Origin of the sequence: Streptomyces sp. BoleA5 (assembly GCF_000373665.1) — a bacterium.
GTDB lineage: Bacteria > Actinomycetota > Actinomycetes > Streptomycetales > Streptomycetaceae > Actinacidiphila.
In genome coordinates, this window is the sequence record NZ_KB892090.1 from 194,482 (window position 1) to 209,686 (window position 15,205).

General features: G+C 71.6%; 13 protein-coding genes. 4 read left to right on the top strand and 9 right to left on the bottom strand.

The genetic code is table 11. The features are described 5' to 3' along the window. Window positions 1-8 precede the first annotated feature (8 nt). Complete coding sequence (locus B085_RS0100870) at window positions 9-971, bottom strand: metal ABC transporter substrate-binding protein (RefSeq protein WP_018556661.1); 963 nt, start codon at window positions 969-971, stop codon at window positions 9-11. A 183-nt stretch (window positions 972-1,154) separates the two neighbouring features. Between B085_RS0100870 and B085_RS0100875 the strand changes: the two genes are divergently transcribed. Continuing rightward, a complete protein-coding gene (locus B085_RS0100875; RefSeq protein ID WP_018556662.1) occupies window positions 1,155-2,537 on the top strand; it encodes a glycine--tRNA ligase in 1,383 nt (460 codons plus the stop codon). Window positions 2,538-2,638: 101 nt separating this feature from the next. On the opposite strand, the gene B085_RS0100880 is transcribed toward B085_RS0100875, so the two are convergent. The 3 genes from B085_RS0100880 to B085_RS0100890 form a co-directional block, all read right to left on the bottom strand. Further along, window positions 2,639-3,223, bottom strand: a complete 585-nt coding sequence (locus tag B085_RS0100880) for a TetR family transcriptional regulator (protein WP_026250549.1) — start codon at window positions 3,221-3,223, stop codon at window positions 2,639-2,641. A 34-nt stretch (window positions 3,224-3,257) separates the two neighbouring features. Further along, window positions 3,258-4,268 (bottom strand): aldo/keto reductase, encoded by a 1,011-nt coding sequence (locus B085_RS0100885; RefSeq protein WP_018556664.1) that lies wholly within the window; start codon window positions 4,266-4,268, stop codon window positions 3,258-3,260. A 152-nt stretch (window positions 4,269-4,420) separates the two neighbouring features. Then, window positions 4,421-5,953, bottom strand: coding sequence for an MFS transporter (locus B085_RS0100890; protein WP_018556665.1), 1,533 nt, complete (start codon window positions 5,951-5,953; stop codon window positions 4,421-4,423). A gap of 101 nt (window positions 5,954-6,054) precedes the next feature. On the opposite strand from B085_RS0100890, the gene B085_RS0100895 reads away from it, so the two are divergent. Further along, window positions 6,055-6,921 (top strand): helix-turn-helix transcriptional regulator, encoded by an 867-nt coding sequence (locus B085_RS0100895; protein WP_018556666.1) that lies wholly within the window; start codon window positions 6,055-6,057, stop codon window positions 6,919-6,921. On the opposite strand, the gene B085_RS0100900 is transcribed toward B085_RS0100895, so the two are convergent. From B085_RS0100900 to B085_RS0100910, 3 genes are read right to left on the bottom strand one after another with little or no spacing between them, the layout of a single operon-like run. Beyond that, the gene (locus B085_RS0100900) at window positions 6,902-7,489 is read right to left on the bottom strand and encodes an NADAR family protein (RefSeq protein WP_026250552.1); all 588 of its coding nucleotides are present in this window, start codon (window positions 7,487-7,489) and stop codon (window positions 6,902-6,904) included. The two genes, B085_RS0100895 and B085_RS0100900, sit on opposite strands and share 20 nt — an antisense overlap. A 50-nt stretch (window positions 7,490-7,539) precedes the next feature. Next, window positions 7,540-7,962 carry a MarR family winged helix-turn-helix transcriptional regulator gene (locus tag B085_RS0100905; protein WP_018556668.1) on the bottom strand — a complete coding sequence of 141 codons (423 nt, stop codon included), beginning with the start codon at window positions 7,960-7,962 and terminating at the stop codon, window positions 7,540-7,542. Beyond that, entirely contained in the window at window positions 7,959-9,371 is a 1,413-nt protein-coding gene (locus tag B085_RS0100910; RefSeq protein ID WP_018556669.1) for an MFS transporter, read from the bottom strand. Before B085_RS0100910 ends, B085_RS0100905 begins: the two co-directional genes overlap by 4 nt. Window positions 9,372-9,467: 96 nt before the next feature. On the opposite strand from B085_RS0100910, the gene dusB reads away from it, so the two are divergent. Both dusB and ppdK read left to right on the top strand, forming a co-directional pair. Beyond that, window positions 9,468-10,616, top strand: coding sequence for a tRNA dihydrouridine synthase DusB (gene dusB, locus B085_RS0100915; RefSeq protein ID WP_018556670.1), 1,149 nt, complete (start codon window positions 9,468-9,470; stop codon window positions 10,614-10,616). Between the two features lie 417 nt (window positions 10,617-11,033). Further along, window positions 11,034-13,730 (top strand): pyruvate, phosphate dikinase, encoded by a 2,697-nt coding sequence (gene ppdK / locus B085_RS0100920; protein ID WP_037731002.1) that lies wholly within the window; start codon window positions 11,034-11,036, stop codon window positions 13,728-13,730. Between the two features lie 279 nt (window positions 13,731-14,009). Here the strand turns inward: ppdK and B085_RS0100925 are convergent, their stop codons facing one another. Further along, window positions 14,010-14,936 carry an oxidoreductase gene (locus B085_RS0100925; protein ID WP_018556672.1) on the bottom strand — a complete coding sequence of 309 codons (927 nt, stop codon included), beginning with the start codon at window positions 14,934-14,936 and terminating at the stop codon, window positions 14,010-14,012. A gap of 60 nt (window positions 14,937-14,996) precedes the next feature. Continuing rightward, the gene (locus B085_RS0100930; RefSeq protein ID WP_018556673.1) at window positions 14,997-15,194 is read right to left on the bottom strand and encodes an antitoxin; all 198 of its coding nucleotides are present in this window, start codon (window positions 15,192-15,194) and stop codon (window positions 14,997-14,999) included. Window positions 15,195-15,205 lie beyond the last annotated feature (11 nt).

Sequence of the window (15,205 nt, forward strand, 5' to 3'; positions counted from 1 at the left end):
TCATCGCCTCACTTCGCGCCGAGCGCCGCGCGCAGGGCCTGAAGGTTGCTGTGCTGGACCTCGAAGTAGTCGCGGCCCGCGGACTTGTCGGTGATGCCCTCGATCGGGTCCAGCACCGCGGTCTTCAGGCCGAGATCGCCGGCGAGGGTCCTGGCGGTCCTGTCGCTGGCCAGCGTCTCGAAGAATACGGTGCTGACGCCCTTGTCCTCGGCGAGGGTGTGCAGCGTCCTCATCCGGGCGGCGCTGGGCTCGGACTCCGGGTCGATGCCGCTGATCGCCTGCTCGACCAGCCCGTAGCGCTCGGCGAGGTAGCCGAAGGCGGCGTGGGTGGTGATGAAGGTGTCCGAGGAACGGTTCTTCAGCCCGCCCTGGAAATCGGTGTCCAGCGCGCCGAGCTTCTTCACCAGCGCCGCGGTGTTCTTCTCGTAGACCGCCTCGTGGCCCGGGTCCGCCTTGGCGAGGGCCTTGCCCACGCCCTCGGCGACCTCGGCGTAGCGGACCGGGTCGAGCCAGATGTGCGGGTCGGCGCCGGCGTCCTCGCCGTCCTCGCCGTCCTCGTGCCCGGTGTGGTCGTCGTCGGGGCCGTGGTCGTGGCCGTCGACCTCGGTGCCGTGGTCCTCCAGCGGGGTCAGCGCGGCGGCGTCGACGGTGTTCTCCACGCCGGACTGGGCTATCGCGTCGTCGACGGCGGGCTGCAGGCCCTTGAGGTAGACGACGACGTCGGACTCGCCCAGCTCGCCGGTCTGCCGGGGGGTGAGTTCCAGGTCGTGCGGCTCGGTCCCGGGCTTGGTCAGCTCCGTCACGTCGACGTGCCCGCCGCCGATCTGCTCGGCCAGGAACTGCATCGGGTAGAAGGAAGCGGTGACCTTCAGCCTGCCGTCCTCGCCGCCCGCGCCCGCGGTGGAGCAGGCGGAGAGGGCGGCCAGCCCGGCGAGGGCGGCGAGGGGGACCAGAGCGCGACCTATGTTCATGACACCCATTTTCAACAAAAGTGGAAACGATTGTCAATTGACCCTCTGGCCGGACCAAGGAGCTCCCGGAGTGCGGAACCGATTTGATACAGCCCCCGCACCCGCCGGTAATCTGAGGTATTCGCCGGACCGCACGCGACCCGGCGGACTCCACCGACCGCTTCGTCGTCTGAAGAGAGCACCGTGGCCGCCGACAAGATCGACACCATCGTCAGCCTGAGCAAGCGCCGTGGCTTCGTTTTCCCCTGCAGCGAGATCTACGGCGGCCAGAAGGCCGCCTGGGACTACGGGCCGCTGGGTGTGGAGCTGAAGGAGAACATCAAGCGCCAGTGGTGGCGTGCGATGGTCACCTCCCGGGAGGACGTGGTCGGCCTCGACTCCTCGGTGATCCTGGCCCGTGAGGTCTGGGAGGCCTCGGGTCACGTCGCCACGTTCACCGACCCGCTCACCGAGTGCACCTCCTGCCACAAGCGGTACCGGGCCGACCACCTGGAGGAGGCGTACGAGGCCAAGCACGGCCACCTGCCGGCCAACGGCCTCTCCGACCTCAACTGCCCGAACTGCGGCAACAAGGGCACCTTCACCGAGCCCAAGCAGTTCTCCGGCCTCCTGTCCACGCACCTGGGCCCGACCCAGGACTCCGGCGCGGTCGCGTACCTGCGCCCGGAGACCGCGCAGGGCATCTTCACCAACTTCGGCCTGGTGCAGCAGACCTCGCGCCGCAAGCCGCCGTTCGGCATCGCCCAGACCGGCAAGTCCTTCCGCAACGAGATCACGCCCGGCAACTTCATCTTCCGGACCCGCGAGTTCGAGCAGATGGAGATGGAGTTCTTCGTCAAGCCGGGCGAGGACGAGACCTGGCACGAGTACTGGATGCAGCAGCGCTGGGACTGGTACCGGGGCCTCGGCATGCGCGAGGAGAACATGCGCTGGTACGAGCACGCCAAGGAGAAGCTGTCCCACTACTCGAAGCGCACCGTCGACATCGAGTACCGCTTCAACTTCGGCGGCACGGAGTACTCGGAGCTGGAGGGCATCGCCAACCGCACCGACTACGACCTCAAGGCCCACAGCCAGGCCAGCGGCCAGGACCTGTCGTACTTCGACCAGGAGGCCGGTGAGCGCTACTTCCCGTTCGTCATCGAGCCCGCGGCGGGTCTCAACCGCGCCATGCTCGCCTTCATGCTCGACGCGTACAACGAGGACGAGGCCCCGAACGCAAAGGGCGTGATGGAGAAGCGCACCGTCATGCGCCTCGACCCGCGCCTGGCGCCGGTCAAGGTCGCCGTCCTGCCCCTGTCGCGCAACCCGGAGCTCTCGCCGAAGGCCAAGGGCCTCGCGGCAGACCTGCGCCGCCACTGGAACATCGAGTTCGACGACGCGGGTGCCATCGGCCGCCGCTACCGCCGCCAGGACGAGATCGGCACCCCGTTCTGCGTGACCGTCGACTTCGACACCCTCGAGGACAACGCGGTCACCGTACGCGAGCGCGACACCATGAAGCAGGAGCGCGTCTCGCTGGACCAGGTCGAGGCCTACCTCGGCGGCCGCCTGCTCGGCTGCTAGGTCCGGACCCGGACGTACGCGAAAGGCGCCCGGCCGCTCCCGAGAGGGAGTGGCCGGGCGCCTTTCGCGTACGCCGGCCCTGGGGTCCGCGCGGCCGGGGCTCAGGCCCGCAGGCCGCGCAGGATCAGGTCGTTGACCGCGGAGTACGCGGCGTCGACGCCCGGGCTGAACCACTCGGCGGCGTACGCCGGGTCGTGGAAGCGGACGGTGGCGTCCCACACCGCCTGCGCGGCGGCCCCGGGGTCGCCGGCGGCGAACTCCCCGCCGGCCACGCCGTCCCGGATGATCCGGGTGAGGAGCCCGACCATGACCGCGACGTGGCCGGCGACCACGGTGCTGTGCTCCTCGGTCAGCGCCAGGTAGGTGGCGAACAGCTCGGGGTCGCCGCCCGCCTTGCGCCGCTTGGCCGCGAACAGGGCCTCCAGCCAGGTGCGCAGCCGCGCCTGGGCCGGCCGCCCGCCGTCCTCCGCTATCGCCGACAGCTCCGCGTGGGCCTGGTCGAGCCACCGCTGGGTGACCGCCTCGCGCAGCGCGGCCTTGGTGCGGAAGTGCCGGTAGACGCTGCCGTGGCTGACGCCGAGGGCACGGGCCACGTCGACCACGGTGGCCTTGGCCGGGCCGTAACGGCGCAGCACCTCTTCCGTGGTCTCGAGGATGCGTTCGGCGGTCAGCGTCTCGGGTGGCATGGTCGCCATTCTCCCAGGGCCGGGCGGGTGCCCGTCAGTGCCCGTGCTCACTGTCCAGGTGGGCCATCTGCGACTGCGGGTAGCGCTCGCCTGCGGCCGCGCCGGGCGGGACGGCGGCCTCGATCGCCGCCAGGTCGTCCGCGTCCAGGGTCACGTCCAGCGCGCCCAGCGCCTCGGCCAGCCGCTCGCGGGTGCGGGCGCCCACCAGCGGGACGATGTCCTCGCCCCGGGACAGCACCCAGGCGATGGCGGTCTGGGCGACCGTGACGCCCCTCTGCTCCGCGATCTTGCGAAGCGCCTCGACCAGCCCGAGGTTGTGCTGCAGGTTCTCGCCCTGGAAGCGGGGGCTCATGGCGCGGAAGTCGTTGCCCGCCAGCTGCCGGTCGCGGGTGAAGTGGCCGCTGATCAGACCGCGGGACAGCACACCGTACGCCGTGACGCCGACGCCCAGTTCGCGGGCGGTGGGCAGGATCTCGTCCTCGATGCCGCGGGAGATCAGCGAGTACTCGATCTGCAGGTCGCTGATCGGGGCCACGGCGGCGGCCCGGCGCAGGGTGGCGGCGCCGACCTCGGACAGGCCGATGTGCCGTACGAAGCCGGCCTCGACGAGCTCGGCGATGGCGCCGACGGTCTCCTCGATCGGGACGTCCGGGTCGACCCGGGCGATGCGGTAGACGTCGATGTGGTCGGTGCCCAGGCGCTGCAGGGAGTACGCGGCGAAGTTCTTCACGGCGGCCGGGCGGCCGTCGAGGCCCAGCCAGTCGCCGCCGGGCCCCCGAAGGGCGCCGAACTTGACGCTGACCAGCGCCTTCTCGCGGTCGGCCGGGGAGGCCGTGCGCAGGGCCTCGCCGACGAGCAGCTCGTTGTGGCCCATGCCGTAGAAGTCGCCGGTGTCGATCAGCGTGACGCCGGCGTCGAGGGCGGCGTGGACGGTGGCGATCGACTCGCCGCGGTCTGCGTCGCCGTAGAGGGCGGACATGCCCATGGCGCCGAGGCCCAGGGCGGAGACGGTGGGGCCGGAGGAACCGAGGGTGCGGTTCTGCAAGGGGGACTCCTTGGTCGGATCAGGAGGTCGAGCGGGGATGCTGACAACAGTGACACATGCACTGACAGATTTCAATATCTGTCAGTGCATGCGCCACTCCCGGCTCCGTCCCAGGGGCCGGACCAGGGTCCCGGACCCGGTCCGGCGGGTCCTCAGGCCACCTGGCGCGGCAGCCGCAGACTGGCCAGCACCGTCACGACCACCGCCGCCAACTGCACGATCAGCACCGTGACCAGCGCCTCGCGGGTCCCGTGCGAAGGGACCAGGGCGAGGAAGAGGGTGCCGAGGGTGGCCACGCCCAGGGCCAGCGCCGACTGCTGGGTGGTCACCATGACCCCGCTGCCCACCCCGGCCCGCTCGCCCGGTACGTCCGCGAGCACCAGCCGGAACAGCACCGGCAGTTGCAGCCCCTGGCCGAGTCCGGCCAGCGCCACACCCGGCAGCAGCGCCCACGCCGTCATCCCGGTCTCCCAGCTGCGGGCGACGGTCAGCGCCAGCACCGCGACGCCGGCGCCCTGCAGGACACCGCCCGCGGTGACCACACGCCCGCCGTACCGGCCCACCAGGTGCGGCCCGGCCAGCGAGGCCAGGAAGAACGCCACGGCCATCGGCACGAGCGAGGTGCCCGCCTCCACGGGCCCGTACCGCAGGCCCTGCTGCAGGGCGACCGCGATCACGAACATGAAGCCGCCGAAGCCGATGGAGAACGGCACCAGCAGGGGCAGCGCCCGCCGCATCCCGGTGAGGGCGAACAGGCTCGGCGGCACGAGCGGGATCCGCCCGGCCCGGTCGGCCCGCCGCTCGACCACGAAGAAGGCCACGGCCGCGAACGGGAAGACGGCCAGCGACACCCACGTCCACACCGGCCAGCCGGCCGCACGGCCCTCCGTGAGCGGCGCCAGCAGGGTCACCAGCGACACCGCCAGCAGCAGGGTGCCCGGCCGGTCGACCGGCGCGGGCCGGTCGGAACGGGTCTCCGGCACCGAGCGCACCGCGAGCAGCAGACCGGCCGCCGCGACCGGCACGTTGACCAGGAACACCGCGCGCCAGCCGGTGCCCGCGATGTCCGCGGCGACCAGGACGCCGCCCAGGATCTGGCCCGCGACCATGGCCAGGCCCGCGGTCGCGCCGTACAGGCTGAGCGCCTTGGCCCTGCGGTGCCCGGCGGTCGTGGAGTGGATGGTGGCCAGCACCTGGGGCAGCATCAGCGCGGCCGCGGCACCCTGTGCGACGCGGGCGCCCACCAGCACCCACGCGTCGGGCGCCAGACCGCAGGCGAGCGAGGTGAGGCCGAAGGCCGCCATGCCGGCGAGGAAGAGCCTGCGGCGGCCGAAGGAGTCGCCGAGCCGGCCGCCGAGCACCAGCAGCACGGCGTACGCCACGCCGTAGCCGGCCACGACCAGCTCCAGCAGGGCCGCCCCGGCGTGCAGGTCCGTCTCGATGGCGGGCAGGGCGACGTTGACGATGAAGAAGTCGATCAGCGGCAGTGCCGCGCCCAGCAGCACGGTGAACAGGCCCAGCGGGCTGAGCAGCGGTGCCGCGGGGCCGGGCGGCGCCTCGGCGGCCGGTGGCGAGGTTCTCGCGGCCGGCGCCGGTCCGGTGGCGCCCACCCGGATGACGCGGGGCCGCACCTGGGTCCGGGAACGGAGGGCGGCGGAGGCGGAGGATTCATTGTGATCGGTCACGTATGCCACGATGACCTTGTTCCGAGGGGGGTACCAGAGAGCGTTTATCCAGGTATCGCGACCACCTGGCAATGGTCTGGGGCTTCAGGCACCCTGGAGGTATGACGTCTCCCAGCGCCGCCGCGCGGAGCGAACTCGCTTCCTTCCTCCGCAGCCGCCGTGAACGGATCTCCCCCGAGCAGGTCGGACTCCCGCCCGGACGCCGACGCCGCACCCCCGGGCTGCGTCGTGAGGAGGTGGCGCAGCTGGCCGCGGTCGGCGTGACCTGGTACACGTGGCTCGAGCAGGCCAGGGAGATCCAGATCTCCGCGCAGGTGGCCGACTCGATCGCCCGGGCCCTGATGCTGGACCCGAACGAGCGCACCCACCTCTTCCTGCTCGCCGGGGTGCCGGACCCCAACCCGCGCGCCCAGTGCCCGGGGATGTCCGACCAGATCCGGGAGATGCTGGCCAAGCTGGAGCCGCTGCCGGCCGCGGTGCTCAACAGCCGTACCGACGTCATCGCCCACAACCGCACCTACGCGCGGCTGGTCGACGACCTCGACAGGCTGCCGTTCGAGGACCGCAACATCATGTGGCTGACCTTCACCGACCCCGCCTGGCGAGAGGGCCTGCCCGACTGGCACGAGACCAGCCGGCAGCTGGTCGCCAAGTACCGTGCGGCGATGGCCGAGCACCTCGCGGAGCCAGCGTGGAAGTCCCTGGTCAAGCGGCTGGAGCAGGCGTCCCCGGCGTTCTGCGAGCTGTGGGAGCGGCATGAGGTGCAGGAACCGGAGAACCGCACCAAGCGCTTCCTCAACCCCCGGGTCGGTCTGCTGACCTTCCACTTCACGCACCTGTGGCTCGGCCCCAGTCAGGGCCCGCGGCTGGTGACCTACTCCCCGGCGGACGCCGCCACGCGTGAACGGCTGGACCGGCTGTACGAGCTCGCCGCGTCCGCGCCGAGCGTCATGCCGGTGCCGGTGTGAGCAGCCGCTGCCGCGTCTCCATGAGGGCGAAGCCCAGCAGGTTCAGGCCGCGCCACCGTGCGGGGTCGGCGGCCCCGTCGTCGTCGGCCGCGAGGCCGATGCCCCATATGCGGTCCAACGGGCTGGCCTCCACCAGAACGCGCGAGCCGGTGCCCAGCAGGTAGTCGCGCAGGGCCGGGTCCTGACCGAACTTGGCGACGTTGCCCTCGACGACCAGTTCCTCCCGGTGCCGTTCCCAGGTCGCGTTGTCGAAGCCGCGCACCTGGCGGCCCAGCTTCTTCGCCGCGTGCGGGTGCGGGGCGGCGAGGATGGCGGCGAGGGCCCGGTCGTCGTCGAAGAGCCGGGCCTTGCCGGCCATCATCCAGTGCTCCGCCGTGGCGTAGCCGATGCCGTCGACGGTGAACTCCGACGGCCACCACTGGCTCAGGCAGCCCGCGCCCACGCTGCCGTCGCTCTGCGGCCGGTGCCCCCAGAAGAACAGGTACTTCGGCCGGACGCCGCGCGCGGTCAGCTCCGTCAGTGCGGCCCGGGAACGGGCGTCGCGGGGCTTGGTGATCTGCGTCGCCATGCTCGTGACGGTACCGCCGGGCACCGACAACGGCCCCCGGTTTTCCCCGCTCACCCCGCCGCGGGCCCCAGCAGCTTGGTCACCACCCGGTCCAGCGCCGCGAGTTCCTCCGGGTCCAGGGCCACCAGGCCCGGCGGGGGAGTGCCGAGGATGCGGTCGGCCTCCTCCGCGGCCGAGGCGCCGGCCGGCGTGACGCTCAGGAGCTTGCGGCGCCGGTCCCGCGGGTGCGGCGTGCGCTCCACCAGCCCCCGCCGGGCGAGGTCGTCGACGACGAGCGTGACGTACGGGCGGTCCGTCATGAGGTCCGCGGCGAGGTCGCCCGGGGTGACGGGGTCGGCCGCGATCCGGCGCAGCGCCTTGACCCGGAAGAAGCTCATACCGAGGGCGTCGGCGACCTCGCGGCGGCGCTCGTTGCGCTCGAGGACGAGTGTGCGCAGGTCGCGCCACACCCGGGCGGCCGTGGCCTCGTTCACCGGGCGCCCACCGGCTCGCGGGCGGCGTCGGCGCTGAGCCGCTCGGCGGCGCGTTCGGCGGTGGCCGCCGCCCACCGGCCCGAGGTCAGCCACCCCAGCGTCAGGATGGCCACACCGCAGCCGGTGATGATCCACCACGCCGTGAGGTCGAGGCCGGCGGCGAGCGCGGCGCCCATGACGGCCACGCCCAGGGACTGTCCGACCTGCCGGCTGGTCGATGCCACCGCCGCGGCGACACCCGCCTGGGTCCGCGGCATGCCGGAGACGGCGGTGTTGGTGATGGGCGCGTTGACGAAGCCGAAGCCGATGCCGAACAGGACGTACGCGGTGAACAGCTTCGGGTCCGAGGCCGTCGCGTCCAGCGCGGCGAACATCACGCCGCTCGCCGTGGTGGCCACACCCGCCAGCAGCAGCGGCAGCCGCGGGCCGCGGCTGCCGACCATGCGGCCGGACAGCGGGGCGCAGACCAGGGCCATGGCCGCCATCGGCAGCAGGTGCAGTCCGGCGTCCAGGGCCGACATGCCGCGCACGTCCTGCAGATACAGGGTGTTGAGGAAGAGGAAGCCGGCGAGGGCGGCGAAGGCGCTCACCGCTATCACCGTCGCCCCGCTGAAGGGCGCGCTGCGGAAGAAGCGCGGGTCGATCAGCGGTTCCTTGCGCCGACGTTCGTAGGGGACCAGGGACGCCGCGGAGAACACGGCGAGCGCGAGGCAGCCGACGATGGCGGGGGAGCCCCAGCCCGCCGCGGGCGCCTCGATGATGGCGTAGGTCAGCGAGCCGAGCAGCGCGACGACCAGCAGCTGGCCGACCGGGTCGATCCGGCGCGGCCGGGGGGCACGGGACTCGGGCACGTACAGCGCGGTGAGCACCAGGGCGAGCAGCCCGATCGGCAGGTTGATCCAGAACACCGAGCGCCAGCCGACCGTCTCCACGAGCGCGCCGCCGATGATCGGCCCGGCGGCCATGCTGATGCCGACGACGCCGCCCCACGCCCCGATCGCCCGCGCGCGCTCGCGCGGGTCGGTGAAGACATTGGTGATGATCGACATCGCGACGGGGTTCAGCATCGAACCGCCGATCGCCTGCAGCATGCGGAAGACCACCAGCCACTCCAGGCTGGGGGCGATGCTGCACAGGGCGGACGCCCCCGTGAAGATCACCAGACCGGTGCGGAAGATCCGGCGCCGCCCGATCCGGTCGGCGGTCGAGCCGGAGAGCATGAGCAGCGAGGCCAGCACGAGCGTGTAGGCGTCGATGGTCCACTGCAGTCCGGAGATGGAGGTGTGCAGGTCCCGGCGCATGGCGGGCAGCGCGACGTTGAGGATCGTGTTGTCGAGGCTGACGATCAACAGGCTCATGCAGCAGATGGCCAGCACCAGAAGGCGCCTGCCCCGGCTCAGCTCGGGCATCGGCTGTTCGGTCTCCTTGATCCGGATTGATTGTACGTGTGTAACCATTTCACGCTACACCCAACCTCGCCCCGGTGATACGGGAGAATGGTCCGCATGACTGCTGACGCCACCGCTCCCGCACTACGTATCGGCCCGCACACCGTGTGGCCCCCGGTCGTGCTGGCGCCGATGGCCGGGATCACCAACGCGCCGTTCCGCACGCTGTGCCGCGAGTTCTCCGGCGGCAAGGGGCTCTTCGTCTCGGAGATGATCACCACCCGGGCCCTCGTCGAGCGCAACGACAAGACCATGCAGCTGATCCACTTCGACGGCAGCGAGAAGCCGCGCTCGATCCAGCTGTACGGGGTCGACCCGGTCACCGTCGGCAAGGCGGTCCGGATGATCGTCGACGAGGACCTCGCCGACCACATCGACCTGAACTTCGGCTGCCCCGTCCCCAAGGTGACCCGCAAGGGCGGCGGCTCGGCCCTGCCCTACAAGCGCAACCTGCTCCGCTCGATCCTGCGCGAGGCGGTCGGCAACGCGGGCGACCTGCCCGTCACGATCAAGATGCGCAAGGGCATCGACGACGACCACACCACCTATCTGGACGCCGGCCGGATCGCCGTCGAGGAGGGTGTCACCGCCGTCGCGCTGCACGGCAGGACGGCCGCCGAGCACTACGGGGGCACGGCCGACTGGGAGGCGATCGCCCGCCTCAAGGAGCACGTCCCGGAGATCCCGGTGCTGGGCAACGGCGACATCTGGAGCGCCGCGGACGCGGTCCGGATGATGCGGGAGACCGGCTGCGACGGCGTCGTCGTGGGCCGCGGCTGCCTCGGCCGCCCCTGGCTGTTCGGCGACCTCGTGGCCGCTTTCGAGGGCGGCGGCGCACCGGCCGCCCCGACGCTGCGCGAGGTCGCCGGGGTCATGCGGCGCCACGCCGGGCTGCTGGGGGAGTGGCTGGGCGACGAGGAGCGCGGCGTCATCGACTTCCGCAAGCACGTCGCCTGGTACACCAAGGGGTTCTCGGTCGGCTCGGAGATGCGCCGCAAGCTGGCGATGACCTCCTCCCTCGCCGAGCTCGACGCCCACCTCGCCGACCTCGACCTCGACCAGGAATGGCCGGATGGCGCCGAGGGGCCGCGCGGCCGGACGGCCGGGAGCAAGCGGGTGGTGCTGCCGGACGGCTGGCTGGAGGACCCGTACGACTGCTCGGTGGTCGTCGGCGCCGACGCCGAGCTGGACACTTCGGGCGGCTGAGGACGTTTCGGGGACCCCGGCGACGTCCGGACCGTAAGACGAAGGGGGCGCGGGGCGAGTGATTCTCGCCACGCCTGATAGGGGTATTGCTCAGATGAGCGGGCTGAGTGTCACCACATCTCTCCAATGAGTGGCACTGGGTGCCATCGTTGTCGTGGACACATGCTCAAGCCATCCGTCGCATGGAGTGACCGACTCCAGGTGTGTCGATCACGTGGCGAGAGCATGCGTTCGACGATTGAACGCATGCCTCGTTCACCCATAGGGGTGCCACGACTTTCGATCTCTCGGCGGATGGGTGGTTACGACCGTGTGACCTGGTGATTGACGTACTGCGGCGCCTTCGGGATGGGTACGCTCCCCGCCGTCAGGGCATCCCGGCCGCGAGGAGCGAGTCCCGTGTCGGAAGAACAAGTAATCCAGAAGTTCGTCTACGACTTCACTGAGGGCAACAAGGACCTCAAGGACCTGCTCGGCGGCAAGGGCGCGAACCTCGCCGAGATGACCAACCTCGGTCTGCCCGTCCCCCCGGGCTTCACGATCACCACCGAGGCCTGCAAGGTCTACCTGGAGTCGGGCGCCGAACCCACGGCGCTGCGCGACGAGGTGAGTGCGCACCTCGAGGCGCTCGAGCGGAAGATGGGCAAGAAGCTCGGGCAGGCGGACGACCCGCTGCTGGTCTCCGTCCGCTCCGGGGCGAAGTTCAGCATGCCGGGCATGATGGACACGGTCCTCAACATCGGCCTCTCCGACGCCTCGGTCGTGGGCCTGGCCGCCCAGGCCGGCAACGAGCGCTTCGCCTGGGACTCCTACCGGCGCCTGATCCAGATGTTCGGCAAGACCGTGCTGGGCGTCGACGGCGAGCTCTTCGAGGACGCGCTGGAGGACGCCAAGCGCGCCAAGGGCACCCACGACGACCTCGACCTGGACGCGGGCGACCTGCAGCGCCTGGTGGAGCAGTTCAAGGCCGTCGTCGCCAAGGAGACCGGACGGGACTTCCCGCAGGATCCGCGCGAGCAGATGGACCTGGCCGTGCGCGCCGTCTTCGACTCGTGGAACGGCGAGCGGGCCAAGCTCTACCGCCGCCAGGAGCGCATCCCCGGCGACCTGGGCACGGCCGTCAACATCTGCTCGATGGTCTTCGGCAACCTCGGCTCCGACTCCGGAACCGGCGTCGCCTTCACCCGCGACCCGGCCACCGGCCACCAGGGCGTCTACGGCGACTACCTGAGCAACGCGCAGGGCGAGGACGTCGTGGCGGGCATCCGCAACACCGTGCCGCTCGCCGAGCTGGAGCAGCTGGACAAGACGTCCTACGAGCAGCTGATGCAGATCATGGAGACCCTCGAGACGCACTACAAGGACCTGTGCGACATCGAGTTCACCATCGAGCGCGGCAAGCTGTGGATGCTGCAGACCCGCGTCGGCAAGCGCACCGCGGCCGCCGCCTTCCGCATCGCGACCCAGCTGGTCGACCAGGGCCTGATCGACGAGGCCGAGGCGCTGCAGCGGGTCAACGGGGCGCAGCTGGCGCAGCTGATGTTCCCCCGCTTCGACGAGAAGGCCAAGGCCGAGCGGATCGGCTGGGGCATCGCCGCCTCGCCGGGCGCCGCGGTCGGCAAGGCCGTCTTCGACTCGTACACCGCCGTGAAGTGGTCGCGCTCCGGCGAGAAGGTCATCCTCATCCGCCGCGAGACCAACCCCGACGACCTCAACGGCATGATCGCCGCCGAGGGCATCCTCACCTCGCGCGGCGGCAAGACCTCGCACGCCGCCGTCGTCGCCCGCGGTATGGGCAAGACCTGCGTGTGCGGCGCCGAGGAGCTCGAGGTCGACACCAAGCGCCGCCGGATGACGGCCCCCGGCGGGGTCGTGGTCGAGGAGGGCGACGTCATCTCCATCGACGGCTCCTCCGGCAAGGTCTACCTCGGCAAGGTGCCGGTCGTGCCCTCCCCGGTCGTGGAGTACTTCGAGGGCCGCATGCACGCCGGCGCCGACGACGCCGACGAGCTGGTGCGGGCGGTGCACCGGATCATGGCGTACGCGGACCGGGTCCGGCGGCTGCGCGTGCGCGCCAACGCCGACAACGCCGAGGACGCCTCCCGCGCCCGCCGCTTCGGCGCCCAGGGCATCGGCCTGTGCCGCACCGAGCACATGTTCCTCGGCGAGCGCCGCGAGCTGGTGGAGCGGCTGATCCTCGCCGACACCGACTCCGAGCGCGACAAGGCGCTCTCCGCGCTGCTGCCGCTGCAGAGGTCCGACTTCGTTGAGCTGCTCGAGGCGATGGACGGGCTGCCGGTGACCGTGCGCCTGCTGGACCCGCCGCTGCACGAGTTCCTGCCCGACATCACCGAGCTGTCGGTGCGCGTCGCGCTCGCCGAGGCGCGCAAGGACTCCAACGAGAACGACCTGCGGCTGCTGCAGGCCGTCCACAAACTCCACGAGCAGAACCCGATGCTGGGCCTGCGCGGTGTGCGCCTGGGGCTCGTCATCCCCGGCCTGTTCGCCATGCAGGTGCGGGCCATCGCCGAGGCCGCGGCCGAGCGCCGGAACGCCAAGGGCGACCCGCGGGCGGAGATCATGATCCCGCTGGTGGGCACCGTCCAGGAGCTGGAGATCGTCCGCGACGAGGCCGAGGCCGTCATCGCCGAGGTCGAGGCCGCCACGGGCACCGAGCTCAGCCTCACCCTCGGCACGATGATCGAGCTGCCCCGCGCCGCCCTGACCGCCGGTCAGATCGCCGAGGCCGCCGAGTTCTTCTCCTTCGGCACCAACGACCTGACCCAGACGGTCTGGGGCTTCAGCCGCGACGACGTAGAGGCGAGCTTCTTCACCGCCTACCTGGAGAAGGGCATCTTCGGCGTCTCCCCGTTCGAGACCATCGACAAGGAGGGCGTCGGCGCCCTCGTCCGCTCCGCCGCCGAGGCCGGCCGCGCCACCCGGCCCGACCTCAAGCTCGGCGTGTGCGGCGAGCACGGCGGCGACCCCGAGTCCGTCCACTTCTTCCACGAGGTGGGCCTGGACTACGTCTCCTGCTCCCCGTTCCGCATCCCCGTCGCGCGCCTCGAGGCGGGCCGGGCCGCGGCGTCGGGCAAGGGCGGCGACAGCCGGTAACCCCGGCCCGGAAGACCATCTCCAACCCTCACCGGGGGCGGCACCTTTGTGCGAAGGTGCCGCCCCCGCTTCCGTTCCGCCCGGTCACGAGCGGAACGGGCCGCGCACCTCGTAGGTGATGCCGCCGGACGAACTGCCGCTCGTACCGCGCTGCCCAGCGGTAGCTGGGGGATTTCATTCGACGACAAGGCCAGGGCGCGCCGCCTGACGTGGGCACCAACGCGGCGTGAACCCTTTGCCCTGTTCTGCCGCATTCGCCGTCCTGGCAGACGGCGCGGCTCACCCCGCCGTGGGCAACTCGTAGCGGACGCCCGTCAGCTGCTCGGAAGCCGCCCACAGCAGCTCGCCCGACCGGTCGTCGCGGGTCCACGGGGCCCGCCAGGAGGGGACGGGGGATCCGCGCCACCCCTGGAAGCGGGGGCCGGTGAAGGAGTCGGGGAGCACACCGGGCGCCGTGGCGGCGTACAGCAGCGGGAGCGCGCCGGCGTCCGCGGACTGGGCGATCACCCGGTTCCCGAGGTTCACCACGCGCTCGACGGTCCGGCGTTTCTCCATGCGCGCGGCGCGGGTCTGCAGCGCGGTGCTCGCGTAGCCGGGGTGCGCCGCCGCGGCGACGGTCCCGGCGCCCGCGGCCGCCAGCCGCCGGGACAACTCGTGGACGAAGAGCAGGTTGGCGCTCTTGGACCGGGCGTAGGCGATCCAACGGCGGTAGCGGCGCTCGCTGTTGAGATCGCCCGGGTCGACGTTGGCGACCGCGTGCATGCCGCTGGAGACGGAGACGATCCGGGCACCCGGGGTGGCCAGCAGGCGCGGCAGCAGCAGCCCGGTGAGGGCGAAGTGGCCGAGGTGGTTCACGCCCATCTGGGTCTCGAAGCCGTCGGCGGTGGTGCCGTACGGCAGCGCCATCACGCCGGCGTTGTTGACCAGCAGGTCGAGGGTGGTGCCGTCGTACCCGGCGGCGAAGGCGCGCACCGAGGACAGGTCCCCCAGGTCGAGGTGGCGGTATCCGGCGCGGGCGCCCCGCACTTCGGCCTTCAGACGGTCGACGGCCTCCTTGCCGCGCGTCTCGCTGCGGCAGGCGAGCAGCACCCTCGCGCCCCTGCGGGCGAGTTCGCGGGCGGCGCAGTAGCCGATGCCGCTGTTCGCTCCGGTGACGACGGCCGTGCGGCCGCTCTGGTCGGGGATGTCCTTCGCGGTCCACACCATGCGGGCCAGCGTAGGGCCGCCGCGCCGCCCTTCACACGGGTGCGCGACGGCCCTTCGGCGTCAGGAGTGCGGGGGACGGTCCTCGCCGGTGCCGCCGGTGCCGAACTCGTCGCCCATCTTGTCCTGAGCGCTGTCGACCTGGCGCTGGTACTTCCCGCCGGTCTTGTCGTCCAGCATGTCGCCGCCCTTGTCGATGCCCTTCTGGGCCTGGCTCTCGTGGCCCTTCAGCTTGGCCTTGATCTTGTCGAACATGGACATCGCTGTCCTCC